We start from the raw sequence: 17234 nt of genomic DNA, 5'->3' as shown, positions 1-17234 counted from the left end.
GTACCATGTCGTGTGACGCCGGATTCAATATTCTTCAGAGGTGCATATCTTGCTGTTTCTGTTAACGCTCGGAGATTCGCGATGACCTATTTCGTTGGCTGGCTCTTCCCGCTGCTCGCTTTCGCTCTTCCACTGGCCGCAACCGAAGTTGTATTGATACAGGTGCCTGACCAATTAGAGCTGGAGGTCATGCAAACCAGTGACGCGGCCTTGTCCCTCACCGAGAACGAGGCCGGGCCCGTCCTGCAGATGACGCTGGGTCAAACCGAGAGGTGGCCGGGCGTCACGTTCACCCTGGACCACGGGGCCGACGTCTCGACCCATGGTGAGTTGGTCTTCCAGATCAAAAACACCGGCGAATCTTCCGCCAAAATCCACTGCCGGATCGACAGTCAGCCGGCGGGGTCCGAGGCTTCGGAAACGCTCACCCGGACCCACCCCATCTCCCTGAAGCCGGGCGTGATGCGTGAAGTCCGTATCCCCCTCGTGCCCTACGTCCATTACGAGGGCATTTCGCCGGAAGACTTCTTCGGCATGCGGGGCATCCCGTTCTTCAGCAACGAATCCATGCACCTGGAGAACATCACCCAGCTCATCTTCTTCGTGATTCAAGACAACACCCCGCATTCCTTCGAGCTCGGCCCGATACGCCTCGCCGGCGAACCCGCCCCGCCATCCACCACGGCCGTGCCCGAACAGGTCTTCCCCTTCATCGATCAGTTCGGACAGTTCAAGCACAAGGACTGGCCCGGCAAAACCCATTCGCTCGAGGCGATGATCCAAGCCGGCGTCGATGAAGCCGCCCAACTCGCCGAGGCCGCCCCGCCCTCATCGTGGAACCGCTACGGCGGATGGAAAGACGGCCCCCAACTCGAAGCCACCGGCTGGTTCCGCACCGCGAAACACGACGGCAAGTGGACCCTAGTCGATCCGGAAGGCCGATTGTTTTTCTCCGTGGGGATCGACGGCGTTGCGTTCAAGCTGGGCACCATCGTCGACGAACGCCAGCACTGGTTCGATCACCTGCCCGAAGACAATGCCGAGAACAGCGAGCTCTATTTCTCTTGGACGCCCAACCTCAAGCGGTCTCACTTCTACAACAAATCGGTGCGTGCGTTCAGCTTCCACAAGTTCAACGCTATGCGTAAGTATGGAGACGACTGGGAGAACCGTTTCGCTGAAATGTGCACGCAGCGCCTCCCTGCATGGGGCGTGAACACGCTGGGGAACTGGTCTTCGCCAGACATCTACCTGCGTGGCAAGCTGCCCTATGTGGCCTATGTGCGACCCGATTCCAAGCCGTTGGCGGGGTCCAGCGGTCACTGGGGCAAGTTCAAGGATGTGCTGGACCCGAGTTTCGAAGCAAGCATCCGCCGCAAACTCAGCGAGCCGCGACTGGTCGAAACCATCGAGGACCCGATGTGCATCGGCTACTTCGTGGACAACGAATTGACCTTTGGTGACGAGACCGCGATGGCCGTGGCGGCGTTGCAGTCCCCCGTCGACCAGTCGGCCAAGTGGGTGTTCCTGTCCGACCTCAAGCAGAAGTACGGCACCATCGACGCACTCAACACCGCCTGGCAGACAAATTACGCCTCCTGGGCCGCCATGCTTGAAGCCACACATGCCCCGGAGGGCGACGGCGCCCACGCCGACCTCGTCGCGTTCAACACCAAGTTCGTCCGCACCTACTTCAGCACCATCCATCGCGTGCTCGAGGAGGTCGCGCCCAACCACATGTACCTGGGCTGCCGTTACGGGAGCAACGCCCAGATCACCCCGGTGGTGCTGGAAGCGAACGCCGAGTTCGCGGATGTGGTCAGCTTCAATGTGTACAGCCGCCACCTCGCCGACAAGCTCGCAGGCCTCGAGCGAACCGGAGACAAGCCCTACATCATCGGCGAGTTCCACTTCGGCGCTCTGGACCGCGGCATGTTCGACACCGGCCTCGTGAAAGTCGCCGACCAAGACGAACGGGCCGACGCGTATTACCAGTACGTGATGGACTGCGTGAACCACCCCAACATCGTCGGCTGCCACTGGTTCCAGTTCTGCGACTCCCCCACGACCGGCCGCCTCTGGGACCACGAGAACTACCAGATCGGCTTCACCGACACCTGCGACACCCCCTACGCCGAACTCATCGAAGCCAGTCGCCGCGCCGGCGAAGACCTGTACGAATAACCACCCGATGGCATGGTGAATCGCGATACCACAACCCGCAGCCGAATGCGTTTGCGGCTTACTCGGGCTCGGGCACTTCTTCCTCGACGGGCGGAGCTTCCTCGGCCGGCGGGTCGTCTTGAGATTCGTCGGCCGGCGCCTCCAGTGTTATCCGGATGTTGCGGACCCAAACCTGCCCCTTGGGCGCCCCGATGGTGCCAAGGTTGATCGACACGTTCATCTGGCCGATGGCGTTGCCGGCCTTATCCGCGGTGGGGATCACCGCGGTTGTACTCACGGTCTGCCAAGCATCAACGACCGCCAGGTCGGGGCCCCCGACGGCGGCAAATGTTTCGAGGCGGTGGGCAAACTCGTTGCCGGGATCCTCGAACTTCACAATCTGATTGTCGTCAAGGTCGGCCATGAATCGCGTGGACAAGGACATCGATTGCACGCCGTGCCCCGCCCCAAGGTAGACCTCATACTGGATGGTGTACGGCCGCCCCATCCAATCGGGGTCGATATTGATGCCGTGATACCCGGTGCCCGGCAGCAACACGTCGCCATACGTCGCGTTGGGGTACAGCGATCCATCCACCTTCCCACCGATCAAGATCGCCGCCTCTCCCCCGGGCCCTTGGGCGGTTCGGACCTTCAACCCGCCTCGGCCCGCCATGCCCTTCGCCTTGGCCTGACTCTTGGGCAACAACCGACGCACGTCGGCCTCGCTCGATATATCGAACACCACCTCCTGCGCCCCCGTCATCGGCCCCCACGCAAGCGCAACCGCGATCAACCCAATCGATTTCCAATTCATCTCGCTGACCTTTCAGACCCGGGCAGAACGCCGGCAATCTCAGATTGTTAACAATATCGACTGCATCGTACCATCACTGCAGAAAATGAAGCTGCACAAGCCCAGCCAGGCGTCAAAAAACAAGTCCACCTAAGCCCCCAAGCCCCTAAGCCCCTAAGCCCCCAACACCTAATTGCCAAAGAGCGAACGCTCGGCGGCGGGTTGGCGTCGTGTGCATCGGCCCACACGTCGGTCCCGCTGGCTCCCGGCTACCGCCGCGCCATGGCGCGGTGATCTTCCGGGGGTGCCGTCGTCCTCAACCCGCGTCCGGGGGGCGGCCCCTTGCGGGGTCCATCGTGTCTGTTGTCGGCAAGGTGACTCACCCACAAACGCCAACACCCCACGCATTGAAGCACGCGAGCCCAGCCGCCCCCGCCCCCGGAAGCGTCCGAAGGCAGAGCCCCCTTCCCACTTCCGGAATTCTTCCGGGGGCGGGGGACCGGATATGAGCGTGCCTGGCGCCTTGCCCGCGGACATCCTTCACGCTTGAAAACCACCGGGGGCTGTCACTAGGGGGCTGGGCGCAGCCCCAGTGCGCACGGTTTGGCCGCTCTGCCGAGTTCAACGACATAAGGTCCGCTGCGAACGGTAGATAATTTTCCTACGCGAGTCCCGATTATTGGGGGATCAGCCTGACATTCTGTGCGCACCGATGCGACCCCCACTCTCGTCAGGTGATTCGGCGCTGTCCGGATAACTGCATGATTCCGACGAAAATGCCGGAAAAACAAGTGAATACGCCGTATATGGAAAGGGATACGCGGCGTTTACAAAGGAATATGCGGAGTACGGAAAGGGAAACGCTGCGTTTGCGAAAGAAAACGGCGCGTAAGGAAAGGGATACGCCGCGTACGGAAATGAATATGGAGCTTATGGAAAGGGAAACAGAGCGTTTGGAAGGGGAAACGGCGCATATGCTTATGATTACATCGCGTTCGCGAACAACTAAAGACGCGATCTCAAGGTTAAACACGAAAGCTAGACGTATCGGTAGTTCGGGGCGAGATCAGATGCGTGAGACTTGCCCTAATCCTGATGACCATCGGGCTCATCAATACCCAAGTGAGGGTTGAAAAAATCACCTTGGGCTTGACGCGCAAGTTATCGGCCCGGAGCATCGAAGACTCTGCCTCAGCCAGCCACCGCCCGGACTACAAAAATTGCAAACACTTTCCCCATCAAGCGATACTAAATTATGCTAGAAAACTCCGACGCAAACTTTTCAAATGAAGGGCACTTTTTTTTCACAACAGACAAATCCAAAACCTCTGCTACTCTGGGATTAAAAACTTTGTGAGCATATAAAGGGCGGCCGTTTTGAGCACGAGACTTCTTTTCTAACCATTCTTTCGGTGAATTGATTGACTCAGGGTTGGGATGCCCAGAGAAATTAAACTTCGGAAGCACTGTTTTGATTGCCGACTCATCAGCAACTAGCCATGCTTCAATTTCTTCCACGGGCACCGCTATACAAGATAAACAAGTCGCACCAGATTTCCGAATCACATCACGCTTTACTTTAGCACATACATCTTCAGGAGAATTCGAGTCAGCATCGTGACAGATCAGAAACCGATCAACACCTTGCTGGTGCCACGACTTCATATCCCTAAACCCCTTTCTGAGAAGACCAGAGCAACCATTGTAACCCTTAGCTTTAAATGAAAAACCGATACCAGGTTCAAGTAAACGCACTACATTTTTGAGCACATCACAGTCACTTACATCCTCAGCCAATATGGCAAGTTTCATTGCAACCCCTCAAGAAACTCAGACAACGAACCTTCATCTTCAAGATACTGTTGCGCACAAATAACCTCAGACTCAGAAAGGCTATTGACATTTGTGAGGCCCCGCTCATCTGCCGAAACGAGCCGAATCATTGTTGAGTCAAATGAATTCATGATTCCAGCCGAATGTGTAGTGCAAAGCAACTGAGTTTTGTGAGAATATGCTTTTAAAACATCAATCACTTTGACGAGCAACCCATCATGCACAGAATCCTCCGGCTGCTCCATAAGCGCGCAACTCGATTCGTCATAAATAAGAAACGTCAGAAGTTGCAAAACTCTTAGCGTACCGGCCGATAGCCCCAAAGCCCAAAAATTCCGTTCAGATCCTGCGATGCCATATCCCGGCGTAAAGCCAACAATATATGCATGATTATTAACCTTATTCTCCAAATTTGAAGTTGACTCCGACTCTGGAATTTCTACTTTCCCGACTTGAATTTCAGAAATCAACCCAAGCCCTTTGTCGCCAAGTATGACCTGCAATTCCTCCAATTTTTCTGGAAAATGTTCGGACATGGCAATAATCCGAAATTGAACTGACCGCACACGATCTGATTTTTCAGGGTCCGTGAACCAAGCATCAAACTCTTGCGCCGTAATCAAAGGGCTTCTTGGCATGCGATGCTCTTCGAACCGTTGAGCGAGGGGATAATACCTGACAGATTCGAGGTACCCCTTGGCAATACGTAGGGTATTTAGGCCTTGCACATCATCGGGAACTAGTGCCAACAGGCCTTCCATAGCAGAGGTTTGCTCTGCGAGTTTAATACTGCGATAACCGTCTAGTTCTGTAGTTATCGTCAAGTCTTTTCGATCGAAAATACTTTGCCCATTGACTTCCATCGATTCTTTTAATTCAAAATCTTCATTACTGTTAAAATGTCGGTCGTATATGTATCTATAGACATGACCATCAATCTTAAACGTAAGGTCAAAGTGCAACGGCCTATCCGTACGATGAGGCCTCGGCAAATACCCATGACTGTTATCACCTACGCATGATTTTGCAGCCAGCAATATTGCATGAAGAACGTTAGTCTTGCCTGCACCATTTCGGCCTACAAATGCAATCGTCGGACTAGATAAATCAATCTCAGCCCGTTCTATCGATCTGAAGTTCTCTACAATTAATCTCTGAAGCATTTTTTGCCTTTACGACAGCCAAAGGTAACTATCAGAAAAATGTTTGCTCAGCATACGGGTCGAACAGCTTCTTCGAATTACGCTTCTCGAAGAGGTCGCTGGTGCGTTCGTCGGCTTTGAGTTTCTCCAGCACGGCGGCGTAGTCCATGCAGGTAAAAAGAGGTCCATGGGTTCGATTTCTAGTTTAGCAGCTTCTGCTTCCAACCATTTGGCTTTGTATCTCTCGAACAGGTTGGCGCAGAAGTTGGCGGTGTATTGCGGATAAAGGTAAAGCATGATTGAGGAAATGAGTATCCGAAAATCATCTGTTGCATGATAACAGGGTCCGTTTAAAGCGGCCTCTGCCTGGGGCGGGCCGAAAGCAGATGGTGAGATGCCGTTACTCGGCAGCGTGCTCTTTAATCGGCACGAGGCGATAGGCCCGGACCCAGTCGTAGTAGGTGGTGTTGCGGGTGTCGTCGGCGAGGTCTTCGGCGGTGGGCGGGGGTTGCCAGTCGTAGGTTTCGGTGACGAGGCACATGAACATCGGGCGGTCGAAGGGGGTGTCGGAGACGTCGGTCTTGGGGTGGATGGTGAAGGCGTATTCGCCTTCGTAGTACATGTCGATGGTGTTGGCGTCTTTCCACCACATGCCGTAGCGCTGGAACGCTTCGTCGGCGGGGACGTTCAGCTTGGTGCTGCCGCCTTGGGAGAACTGCTGGCCCTTGTCGGTGAAGGTGTGGGTGTTGGACTTCATGCCGAGGCGCATGATTTCGAATTTCGGGTCGCCGCCGACGGCCTCGATGACGTCGATCTCGTGGTGGACGCCGTAGTGGGGGCGGTTGGTGAACCAGAAGGTGGAGGAGAGGTTGACCGAGGAGGCCTTCATGCTGACCTCGTAGTAGCCGTAGTGGGCGTCTTCGCTGATGGAGGTGACCGAGCCGCAGGCGATGGTGTAGCCGTCCTGGGGCTGGTCGAGCATGCGGTTTTTGATCTGGAGCTTGCCGTCTTTGACGGAGATGGTGTCGGCGGTGAATCGGCCGGGGGCTCGGCCGGTGTGCCAGAACGGGTGGTAGGTGCGCCACTTGAATTTGTCGAGCTCGTCGCCGTTGAACTCGTCGGAGAAGGCTTCTTGTTTTTCCCACTTGTAGCCTTCGGGGGCTGGGGGGAGGGCGACGGCGGTGGAAGTGAACGCCGCGAGGATGAGGGCGATGGCGACTGCGGAGAAACGAGCACAGATGTTCGGGGCAGGCATGGCGACTTTTTCCTGGAGAGGTGATGCTGAAGTACTTAAATCAAGACGCACCACATGATAGGCACAGAAAGATTCCTGTGCTTGGGGTGGTGGTCTTGCGGGACTCGTGTGCCCTCACCCCGTCCCTCTCCCGGGGGGAGAGGGGGTGACGGCCGGCCTTTTCGTCAGCGGGTTAGGAAGTCGTCTCGACGAGGTTCTTCTCGATGTAGGGGTCGAAGACCATCGCGGGGTTGCGTTTCTCGAGGAGGTCGGCGGTGCGCTCGTCGGCTTTGAGTTTTTCGAGGACGGCGGCGTAGCCCATGCGGTGGATGAACGGGCCCATTTTTTCGGGGGACTTGGTGTCGTCGTCCATGCGGGCTGAAGCCCGCACGCCTTCGGCGAGATGGTCGGTTTTGTACCAGTCGAAGAGGGTGGCACAGACGTCGGCGACGCGTTCGCGGGGGACGGCGGAGAGGAACTGGAGTTGGCCGTCGGTGAGCCAGTGGCCCTGGGTGGAGCCGTCTTCGGAGCCGCCGAGCTTGAGGGCGTAGTTGTCGCCGCCGGAGCCGATCCAGCCGAGGGTCTTGGTGGCGGGTCGGAAGCATTGGCGTTCGCAGCCGGTGATGCCGATGGACTCGGCCATGTCGCCGTAGCCGCGGTCTTCGAGCTCGTCGAGGAGCTCGGGCTCGAACTGCTCGGAGTCGGTGTAGGACAGGCGGCAGGTGGGCAGCCCGACACAGGCGCCCGAGAGGACGCGGAGCGTGGAGTAGGTTTTGCCGCGGCGGGTGCCGTGGCCGAACTCGGCGAGCTTGGCGGTGAAGTCTTCCTTGGCGGCTTCGTCGATGTTGGTAAAGAGCAGGTCCTGGTTGGGGGTGACCATGACCTCGGTGCCGGGGAAGGATTGGAGGGCGGCGTGGACCATGGCGCGGAGGCGCGGGGCTTCATGCGGACTGAAGTCCGCACGCCCCGTGGGGGCTTCTTTGCCGCGTTCGGCGGCGGTCTTGGCGGGGTCGATGTAGACGCCGTCGGTGAGGCGGCCGCATTCGATGTAAGCGCCGTAGGCCCACTTGCCGTTGGACTCCTGCTTGGACCAGCCGGTGTGGAGGTTGCGTTCGCCGGGGTGGTGGTCTTCGTTAGGCAGGTCGAAGGAGGCGCCCAGGGCTTTGACCTGGTCGCGGTACCACGCGATGCCCTGCTTCCAGACGACGTACTTCATGCGGGCCCAGACGCGGTTTTTGCGGTCGCCCCATTCTTTGTGAACGTCGACGATGGCCTTGAGGCCGGGCATGAGTTCTTCGGGGGTGAAGATGCCCAGAGGTTTGCCGTGGGCGGCGAAGGTGGGCTTGCCTTTCTTTTCGCCCTGGCCGCCGCCGACGTAGACCTGGTAGCCGACGACCTTGGCGTCGGAGCCGGTGCCTTCGACGAGGGGGGCGACGCCGATCTCGTTGGTGCGGATCTCGGTGCAGTTGTCGTAGGTGATCGCGCCGGTGTCGGGGTCGCGGTGGGCGGTACTGAAGGCGATCTTGAACTTGCGGTTGAGTAGCTGCTTGCCGTAGTCGTACCCCACGCCGGTGTCGTCGATGTCGTTGGGGTCGACGGCGAAGACCTGGATGTGCGGCGCGGCGGGGAGGCGGAAGTAGGTGCCGTATTGGTGGGCGAGGTCGAAGGCGGAAGCGCCTTCGAGGGTGGTGAACTTGGAGAGCGGGCAGCCCATGACGTTGCGGACGTTGTCTCCGCAGCCGTTGAGGGTGTAGAAGCCGGTCTTGGCGACGTCCTGGACGAGCGACATGACCTCGGGCTTGCGGAGCCAGTGGTACTGGATGTTCTGCCGGGTGGTGAGACGGAGGGAGTTGCCGCCGTAGGGGTTGTGGTGGCAGTAGTCGTCGGCGACCTTGTCGAGGATGGCCCACTGGTCGGCGTTGAACGCGCCGCCGCCGGGGACGGTGACGCGGACCATGTACATCCAGTCCTTTTCGCGGCCGGTCTTGGCGCGGTTGTACTCGAGGTAGAGGCCGTGGGACTTGGAGAGGAACTCGGACTCTTTTTCGAGGTCGAGGGTGTCGTGGTCGCGGTAGCGTTCGGGGAGGGGGCCGACGACGCCTTTGGAGTTGATCTTGAAGTGCTCGTCGTGGGAGAGCTGGTCCTCGGGGGTCTGGAGGAGGGGCTCGGGGAGTTTGACGGGGCGGGGCTTCTTGGCGGGCTTGTCGGCCATGGTCGGGGTAAATCTCGTGTAAGGGGATGGAGCGTCCCGGTTTATCGGGTCAGATGGGACATGATAGTCGGGTTGCGGGGCGTTGCGAATCGGCGGGGCTAGGGACAACGCTTAGTGGCGAATCGGAGGTCCGGATAATGGGTTTTCGGCACAGACCGGCCTTTGCGCGGGGTGGCGAAAGATTGCGGGGCAGGTTGTGTTGCTCGGCCGGGGATTGCGTGTTTCAATGGGTAGGCTGGCCGTGGGTACGGCCGGTTGGAGTGGGTGGCACTGCGGTGCCGAGGCCCGTGGTGCAACGCCGCGGATTTCGGGTCTGCTGGCCGATAAGACCCGCTCCGTGAAGCGGCTGAGGCATTCGGCCGACAAATAGGGTGGGACTCTCGCTCGGCGAACGGATCGCAGCGGGGTCTCACTAATCGGCCCACAGATCAGGGACCGACATTTTTCATCGCTCGACCCGACGGTCGGCAGCAAGAAGGACAGTTTCCATGCGTATCACCATGGTTGGCACCGGCTATGTCGGACTCGTGACCGGCACCTGCTTCTCGAACATCGGCAACGAGGTGACCTGCCTCGACGTTGATCCCGCGAAGATCGAGAAGCTCAACAACGGCATCAGCCCGATCTACGAGCCCGGCCTCGACGAGCTGATCGACCGCAACCACAAGGCCGGCCGTCTGCACTTCACGACTGACAAGACCCAGGCCTACACCAACGCCGAGATGATCTTCATCTGCGTGGGCACGCCTTCGGACGAGATGGGCCACGCCGACCTGAAGTACGTCCTGGCCGCCGCCAGCGACATCGGCAAGGCCATCGAGAACGCCCCCGGCGCAACCGGCGGCGAGCTCGAAGAACGCCGCGGCAAGATCATCGTGGTTAAGTCGACCGTGCCCGTCGGCACCAACGAGAAGGTCCGCCAGGCCATCGCCGCGGAAACGAACAAGCCCTTCTACATGGCCTCGAACCCCGAGTTCCTCAAAGAAGGCGCCGCGATCAACGACTTCAACAAGCCCGACCGGGTAGTGGTCGGCGTCAACGACGAAGGCACCGGCGGCCGGATGCGTAAGCTCTACGAGCCGTTTGTCCGCAACGGCCACCCCATCTTCGTGATGGACGTGCCCTCGGCCGAGATGGTCAAGTACGCCGCCAACGCGATGCTCGCCACCAAGATCTCGTTCATCAACGAGATCGCCAACCTCTGCGAAGCCTACGGCTCCAACGTCGACGAGGTCTGGCGCGGCATGACCAGCGACGCCCGCATCGGCAACAAGTTCCTCTACCCCGGCCTGGGCTACGGCGGATCGTGCTTCCCCAAGGACACGCTCGCCTGCGTCAGCATGGGCATCGAGTCGGAAACCCCGACCCCCCTCCTCAAAGCCGTCCACGACGTGAACCAGCAGCAACGCCTGAACTTCTACGACAAGATCGTCGAGTTCTTCGGCGGCGAAGAAAACCTGTCGGGCAAGAAGATCGCGATGTGGGGCCTGGCCTTCAAGCCCGGCACCGACGACGTCCGCGAAGCCCCCGCCCTGACCATCGCCAATAAGCTGGTCGACGCCGGCGCCACCGTGGAAGCCCACGACCCCGTGGCCCACGAGACCACCCAGATCGTGCTGGGCGACTCCATCGGCTACCACGACGACCTCTACGCCACCCTCGGCAGCGCCGACGCGCTGGTCATCTGCACCGATTGGCCCGAGTTTAAGCAGCCCGATTTCGGCAAGATGCGTTCGCTGATGGGTTCGCCGATCGTGTTCGACGGCCGGAACCTCTACAACCCGCAACTGCTGCAGGACGAAGGCTTCACCTACTTCAGCGTCGGCCGCACCCCGGTCAACGCCGAAGAGGCCAACGTCGCGAAGTAAGCTTCGCCGCAACCATCGAATCAAACCGCAACCGCCGAGCGTCACCCGCTCGGCGGTTGTCGTTATGCCCATACCTTCTCACATGAACAAGTGAAGGCTGGCTTTACTCCCTCTCCCTCCGGGAGAGGGCTGGGGTGAGGGAACGCGAGTCCGGAGGGATCTGCGCTTACGCAGGCATACGAGAGTCCCAAACGCCCTCACCCTAACCCTCTCCCAAAGGGAGAGGGAACCAAGGCCATGGCTTCCCGGACACGTTCTTACTTCTCGATCAGGTCCTGCAGCTCCGGATGCCGAGGCACATAACGGTCGGCGATGTAGGGACACGTCGGTCGAATCTTCCACCCCGCTTCCCGAGCATGGTCAAAAGCAAAAGCCAGGATGGTCCGCGACGCCGCGGTGCCGCGGTGGGCCGGCGGCACGTAGACCCGGTCAAACGACACCACGCCCCCGCCGACCGGGCAGTAGTCCACGATCGCGGGCTCGGGCTCCAGCGGCAAGACGAATCGTTGGCGTTCGGGTTCGTGATAGGGGTCCATCGTGGCTGCTCCTCGCGGGCTCCGGTTCTCCCAAGGCGGTTCTTATCGAAGCTAAGAAAATATATGCACGAAGCGGCACACGAGGCGTGAGGTTTTGCCACAATGGCCCGCCTGATGGGACGTGGACCACAAACTGACTGCGCGCCGAGCGCCTCGGCCAAGCCTTCGCCGCGCTACCCGCTGCTCGATGCGCTGCGGATCGTGGCGATGATGGACATCGTGTCGATCCACGTGACCAAACACTACCTGCTCTGGGGCATGGGGCTGCCGGTGTTCATCATCGTGGCGGTGGCGTTGGGGGTGCGCAAGCCCGAGCTGCCGGGCTGGGGCGAGTTGCCGGAGGCGGCGCGGAAGCGGGCGGCGCGGGTGCTCTGGCCGTGGGTGGTGTGGACGGTCTTCTTCGGGCTCAACCGCGTGTTCTGGGCGGGGCTGGACCCGGAGAAATCGGTTGAAGGGTTGTTTTACCCGTGGATGATCCTCGGCGGAACGAGCATGCACCTCTGGTTCCTGCCGTTCATCTTTGTCGCGGAGTTGGCGGTGCTGGGCTTGCTGGCTCCGCTGCGTCGCGTGCCGACGGGCGTAATCATCGCGGTTTCGATCGCGCTGGCGACCGGCTGCATCGTGCTGACCGGAGCGATGTACGACCAAGCCACGACGGTCTACGGCGGCATGACCATGGGCAGCGACGACTACGCCGAGCGTGCCGCGCTCTACGGCTGGACGGTCCGCAAGTCGTGGCTGTTCGGCACGGCGTCGGTCTTCCTGGGGATCGCGCTCGGCCGAACGCTCAGCCTGTCAGTTACCCCCGAGGGCCGAAGCAACCCCGCGCCGCGCCAATGGCTGCTCGCCGGGGCGTTGGCGATGTTCGGGCTGTACTACGTCTGGAAGTGTTTCGACAACCCGATCATCCACGGCCACGCGATCTGGCAGTGGTGGCGTCAGGCCTTCGCGTTCCTCGCCGTCGCCCTCGCGGTACAGGTCACCGGCAAGACACCCGCCTGGTTGATGCGCATCGCCATCCTCACCATGGGCATCTACCTGCTGCACGGCTGGGTCGGCTCACGCTTCGGCCAACTCCTGGGCGCCCTCTACGAAACCGCCGCCTGGAAAGTCCTCTTTCCCGTCGGCATCGTCATGCACAACCGCTTCGGCAAACTCGCGGTGATCTGGCTCCTCACCGCCCTGCTCGTGATGCTCCTGCGACGGACCAAGGCCAAGCAGGTGCTGTAGGTCAGGTCTTCGACCTGACGTGGTTTCGCTTGGGCAGGCGTCAGGTCGAAGACCTGACCTACTGATCCCGAGTTCAAGGCTGCGTCCCGCCGCGCCGAGAACTCGTCCACGCGCCGATGCCCAGCATCACAAACGCCATGCCGACCACGATTGTGCCCCACGCCCACAGCGTCTTCGGGGCCAGCCAACGCATCGCACGCCAGACCTGCTCGAACATCCCCGTGACACGGTCGAGAATCATCCCGAGGTTATGTCCCATCAGCGCCGCCCCGCCGAGCAACGGCCAAACCAGCAGCAAACCCAGCGTCCGCTGCCGCCACCACACCACCGCATACCCCACCACCGCCGCCGCTAACCACACCCGGAACGGCGTGAACGCGATCGGGTCCAACCCGCCCAGCTCGAGCCGCCACACGTCCCGGCTCGACATCGCGGTCACCGCGCCGATCAACCCGCAGAACTCCGCCAGGCGTCGCGTCTTGGGCGCACTGCGGTCCACCCGCAGCATGATCACCACGCTCAGGCCCAGCAGCACCGGCGAGAGATAGGCCGGCTCCAGTTCGAAGTGATACATCCAGTGCAACGCCAACACGTGCATCAACGCCGAGGTCATTGGCACGAGCAGGATCAGTCCGCGCAGCCAATGCAAACCCGCCGCCCGCTCCGCGCCGCGTGGATCGCTAAACGCCCACAGCCCCGCGGCTAGCAGCCCCGCCGCGGGCCACCATACCGCGTGCCCGAACCATTCGGGCAGCCGCCCCGTCCCGCCGACCGCGCGGGCAACCAGCGCTGCGCCGAACGTTAGGCCCAGGCTCACCACGACCACCGCCCACGCCGTGCCGCCCAGCCGCAGGCCCGCGACCCGCGTCGCGATGCCGATCTTGGTTAGCCCCCAAACCAGAGCCAACCCCGCCAGCGTCGTGCCGATCCCCAGGTCCGCCACCGACAACTCGTTGAAGACAAACGTCAGGTCTGCGGTCATCACGACGAGCAAGCCCAGCAACTGGTGCCCTTCCCGGGCCGTCCTCGGCTCGCCGCTGCGTCGCCCCTTGCCGACGAACCGGCAGCCGATGCCCAGCACCGCGACCTCGTACACCGTCACCACCGCCAGGATCAGCAGCACTGGGCCGATCTCGTCCTGCCGCTGGTGCGCCGCCGCGTTCAGCAACACGCAGCCAACGACCATGAACAACCCGCTCAGCAGAAACCAAGGGTGCGCCCCTTCGTCTGTCGGCCGCAGGTTAAACCGACGTGTCAACGTCTCGATGATGCCCGTGGATTTCGGTCGCTGCGTTTCCGCTTCGTTCGTCACCGCCAGATCCACCGTCTCCGCATTGCCGTCCGCTATCGCCCATTCCGCGTTCATCCGACACCTGACCTTTCGTATTTGGCCCACGCGACAGCTGACCGCTGCCGTGCAAAGCACCACACCGTGAAGACGGCCGAATCAACCCGCCCCACACTCAACACCACCACCGTGCCGAGCAGAACAGGCTCAGTCCACAACCGTCACAACCGCCAAGCAGAACACCTGCTCAGCGTCGCTGGCCCACGAAACAAAAAAGCAAATCCCGCAGGAAGGAAAGGATCAGAAAAATGGAGATCAAAACAAGAATGGCAAATAGATGCGAGTGATCCCTTCAACACGCAGCAAATCGAATTGTCTAATTCAATATACGACGCGGGGTACGGAACTGTTAAGAAATTTCCGCATGGGATTCAAGAAAACCACAAGCAAGCGCCACTCCTGTAGGTCAGGCATGCTTGCCTGACGCCATGATTTTTGTCGCTCATGTCAGGCAAGCATGCCTGACCTACGTATCCATCGGTATCACGTCAGCGCCGCAACGCGTTCATCGATCTGCTCACGCGTTAAATCTGCCAAACGCCGCAAGCTGAAATCCTCAATGGTGAAACTCGCGGCGGCGGTGCCGTGACGCATCGCTTGTTGGATGGCCGTGAAATCCTCCGCATCGGCGTTCTGCTCGGCCATATAACCCAGGAACCCGCCGAGGAACGAATCGCCCGCGCCGGTGGGGTCAACGAGGTCTTTCACGGGGTAGGCAGGGCAATGCCAGACCCCTTCGGAGTGAGCCAGGACCGCGCCGAACTCGCCGCGTTTGACGATCGCAAAGCGTGGGCCGAGGCCGAGGAGTTTTTGGGCCGCCTCCGTCGCGTCGGCTTCGCCGGTGAGTTGGGTGGCTTCCCAGTCGTTGATGACCAGGCCGTGCGCCCCGGCGATGGCTTCGAGCAGCTTGGGGCGGTGCTCACGGACGTACAGGTCGATCGTGTCGAGGACGATCAGGAGGGCATCCGGGAATTGGCTTTGCAGCGTGAGCTGATTGGTGGGTTGGGTCACGCCGGAGCAGACGTAGGCCGTGTCACGCCACGCGTCGGGTAGCGGCGGGATCGCTTCGACCGCGAGGTCTTCGTGGACCACCAGCGTGTCGCGGTTCTTCAGGTCGGCGTGGTACGAGCCGTGCCAGCGCAGGGTCTCACCGGCGCGTCGCTCCACCCCCGAGAGGTCGAGCCCCATGGCTTGGAGCTGTTGCCAGAGCTCATCGGGGTAGTCGCTGCCGACCGAGCCGAGGATGCGCACCGGGCCGTAGAACCGCGCTGCGGCGGCGAAGTAGGCTGCCGCCCCGCCGAGGATGTCAACGACCTTTCCTCGTCCCGGCACCTCGACGGTATCGATGCACAGCGTCGCGTTGATCAAAACACCAGGAAAACTCATGACCGCAGTGTCGCGGAATTACTCGCTGACGTCGAGCATCGCGGCGAACTCGCTGTGGCGCAGCTCAAGATCACTCTTGCCGATCTCCATGAGCTTGCCGAGGCTGAACGACTCGATGTTGTAGCTCGCCACCACGGTACCGGCCGCCATGGCTTTCTTCAGGCTGCTCAGCGACGTATCGCCGCCTGAGGCCGCGAGGTAGCCCATCATGCCGCCGCCGAAGGTGTCGCCCGCGCCGGTGGGATCGATGACGTCCTTCGCGGGGTAGGCGGGCAACGCCACCGCGCCGTCGGCGTGGAGCAGGAACGCGCCGTGCTCGCCCTTCTTGATGACGACGAACTTGGGGCCGAGCGCGAGCACCGCTTCGCCGGCCTTGACGATGTTGGTCTCGCCGGTGAGCAGGTGGGCTTCGCTGTCGTTCAGCACCAGGCCGTCGATCTTGCCGAGCAGCGTCTTGAGCAGGTCGGGCTCGGTCTCGATCCACAGGTCCATCGTGTCGGCCACCGTCAGCTTCGCCGCGGGGAACTGCTCCAGCAGCGCGAGTTGGCCGCCGGGGTGGGTGTTGGCCAGGAACAGGTATTCGCTGTTCTTGAACGCCTCCGGCACGGGCGGCAGGTCCTCTGCCAGGACGTTCAGGTCGACGCTGAGCGTCTCGCGGTCGTTCATGTTCTCGAGGTATTTGCCCGTCCAGCGGAAGGTCTTGGAGCCCTGGCGTTTCTCGAGGCCCGCGAGATCGATATCGAAGTGGTGGAACGGCTTCTCGAGTTCATCGGGGAAGTCGTCGCCGACGGCGCCGACGAGGCGGACCGGGCCGTGGAAGCTCGCGGCGGCGGCGAAATAGATCGCGCTGCCGCCGAGCACGTCGGGCGCCTGGCCGGTGGGCGTGTGGATGGTGTCGATGCCGATGCTGCCGGTGACGATGAGGGACATGGGGGTTCTCGGGGTGGTGAGGTATTGGGGTTGGTCGTAAGCGGAAAAGGGTTCGAGGCGCTCGGCGCTAGGGATTAGGCGCTAGGTCAGGTGTCGGAGCCTAACGCCTAGCGCCTAATCCCTAGCGCCTCAACTCTTAAACTTCCCCATCTTGCAAATGTGCTTCCACTCCGACGCAGTCACGGGTTGGACACTGAGGCGGGAGTTGTTGACGAGCACCATCGATTCGAGCTTGGGCTCTTCTTTGATCTGGGCGAGGTTGACGGGCTCGGGCATGGGGCCCACGGCTTTGAGGGTGACCATGCCGAAGCCTTTGCCGGTTTTGTCGGTGGGGTCGGGCTCGTGTTCTTTGACGACCTCGACGACGCCGACGATGGTCTTTTCTTTGACCGAGTGGTAGAAGAAGCCGCGGTCGCCCTTCTTCATGGCCTTCATGTTGTTGTTGGCCTGGTAGTTGCGGACGCCGTCCCACTCGGTGGTCTTCTTCGGGGCGGCCATCTGGTCGTCCCACGACCAGTTGCCGGGTTCGGATTTGTAGAGCCAGTAGTTCATGGGT

General features: G+C 60.8%; 14 protein-coding genes. 4 read left to right on the top strand and 10 right to left on the bottom strand.

All coding sequences use genetic code 11. From position 1 onward, the window contains the following. Positions 1-189 precede the first annotated feature (189 nt). A complete protein-coding gene (locus tag HNQ40_RS17115) occupies positions 190-2184 on the top strand; it encodes a hypothetical protein (protein ID WP_221435605.1) in 1995 nt (664 codons plus the stop codon). A 58-nt stretch (positions 2185-2242) separates the two neighbouring features. Here HNQ40_RS17115 and HNQ40_RS17110 read toward each other — a convergent pair whose 3' ends face one another. The 5 genes from HNQ40_RS17110 to HNQ40_RS17085 form a co-directional block, all read right to left on the bottom strand. Next, entirely contained in the window at positions 2243-2980 is a 738-nt protein-coding gene (locus HNQ40_RS17110; RefSeq protein WP_184679031.1) for a hypothetical protein, read from the bottom strand. 1227 nt (positions 2981-4207) lie between these two features. Then, the gene (locus tag HNQ40_RS17100) at positions 4208-4771 is read right to left on the bottom strand and encodes a DUF4276 family protein (RefSeq protein ID WP_184679029.1); all 564 of its coding nucleotides are present in this window, start codon (positions 4769-4771) and stop codon (positions 4208-4210) included. Further along, complete coding sequence (locus HNQ40_RS17095) at positions 4768-5955, bottom strand: AAA family ATPase (RefSeq protein ID WP_184679028.1); 1188 nt, start codon at positions 5953-5955, stop codon at positions 4768-4770. Before HNQ40_RS17095 ends, HNQ40_RS17100 begins: the two co-directional genes overlap by 4 nt. A 379-nt stretch (positions 5956-6334) precedes the next feature. Beyond that, positions 6335-7189, bottom strand: a complete 855-nt coding sequence (locus HNQ40_RS17090) for a family 16 glycosylhydrolase (protein ID WP_184679027.1) — start codon at positions 7187-7189, stop codon at positions 6335-6337. 172 nt (positions 7190-7361) lie between these two features. Then, positions 7362-9380 carry a nitrite/sulfite reductase gene (locus tag HNQ40_RS17085; RefSeq protein WP_184679026.1) on the bottom strand — a complete coding sequence of 673 codons (2019 nt, stop codon included), beginning with the start codon at positions 9378-9380 and terminating at the stop codon, positions 7362-7364. Positions 9381-9868: 488 nt separating this feature from the next. Here HNQ40_RS17085 and HNQ40_RS17080 point away from each other — a divergent pair, with 488 nt between their 5' ends. Continuing rightward, positions 9869-11248: a UDP-glucose dehydrogenase family protein gene (locus tag HNQ40_RS17080; protein WP_184679025.1), complete on the top strand. Its 1380-nt coding sequence runs from the start codon at positions 9869-9871 to the stop codon at positions 11246-11248. A 257-nt stretch (positions 11249-11505) separates the two neighbouring features. Here HNQ40_RS17080 and HNQ40_RS17075 read toward each other — a convergent pair whose 3' ends face one another. Further along, positions 11506-11784, bottom strand: coding sequence for a GNAT family N-acetyltransferase (locus HNQ40_RS17075; protein WP_184679024.1), 279 nt, complete (start codon positions 11782-11784; stop codon positions 11506-11508). A 114-nt stretch (positions 11785-11898) separates the two neighbouring features. Between HNQ40_RS17075 and HNQ40_RS17070 the strand changes: the two genes are divergently transcribed. After that, entirely contained in the window at positions 11899-13014 is a 1116-nt protein-coding gene (locus HNQ40_RS17070; protein WP_184679023.1) for an acyltransferase, read from the top strand. Positions 13015-13087: 73 nt separating this feature from the next. On the opposite strand, the gene HNQ40_RS17065 is transcribed toward HNQ40_RS17070, so the two are convergent. Next, entirely contained in the window at positions 13088-14380 is a 1293-nt protein-coding gene (locus tag HNQ40_RS17065) for a hypothetical protein (RefSeq protein ID WP_184679022.1), read from the bottom strand. Between the two features lie 66 nt (positions 14381-14446). Here HNQ40_RS17065 and HNQ40_RS17060 point away from each other — a divergent pair, with 66 nt between their 5' ends. Then, positions 14447-14767: a hypothetical protein gene (locus HNQ40_RS17060; protein ID WP_184679021.1), complete on the top strand. Its 321-nt coding sequence runs from the start codon at positions 14447-14449 to the stop codon at positions 14765-14767. A 78-nt stretch (positions 14768-14845) separates the two neighbouring features. On the opposite strand, the gene HNQ40_RS17055 is transcribed toward HNQ40_RS17060, so the two are convergent. The 3 genes from HNQ40_RS17055 to HNQ40_RS17045 form a co-directional block, all read right to left on the bottom strand. Then, positions 14846-15748 carry a PfkB family carbohydrate kinase gene (locus HNQ40_RS17055; RefSeq protein WP_184679020.1) on the bottom strand — a complete coding sequence of 301 codons (903 nt, stop codon included), beginning with the start codon at positions 15746-15748 and terminating at the stop codon, positions 14846-14848. 18 nt (positions 15749-15766) lie between these two features. Beyond that, positions 15767-16678, bottom strand: a complete 912-nt coding sequence (locus HNQ40_RS17050) for a PfkB family carbohydrate kinase (RefSeq protein ID WP_184679019.1) — start codon at positions 16676-16678, stop codon at positions 15767-15769. A gap of 129 nt (positions 16679-16807) precedes the next feature. Further along, the gene (locus HNQ40_RS17045; protein ID WP_184679018.1) at positions 16808-17230 is read right to left on the bottom strand and encodes an EVE domain-containing protein; all 423 of its coding nucleotides are present in this window, start codon (positions 17228-17230) and stop codon (positions 16808-16810) included. Between the last annotated feature and the right edge of the window lie 4 nt (positions 17231-17234).

Source organism: Algisphaera agarilytica, assembly GCF_014207595.1.
Taxonomy (GTDB): domain Bacteria; phylum Planctomycetota; class Phycisphaerae; order Phycisphaerales; family Phycisphaeraceae; genus Algisphaera; species Algisphaera agarilytica.
The sequence above is the reverse complement of the archived record's forward strand: the minus strand, read 5'-3'. Positions and strand labels throughout refer to the sequence as shown.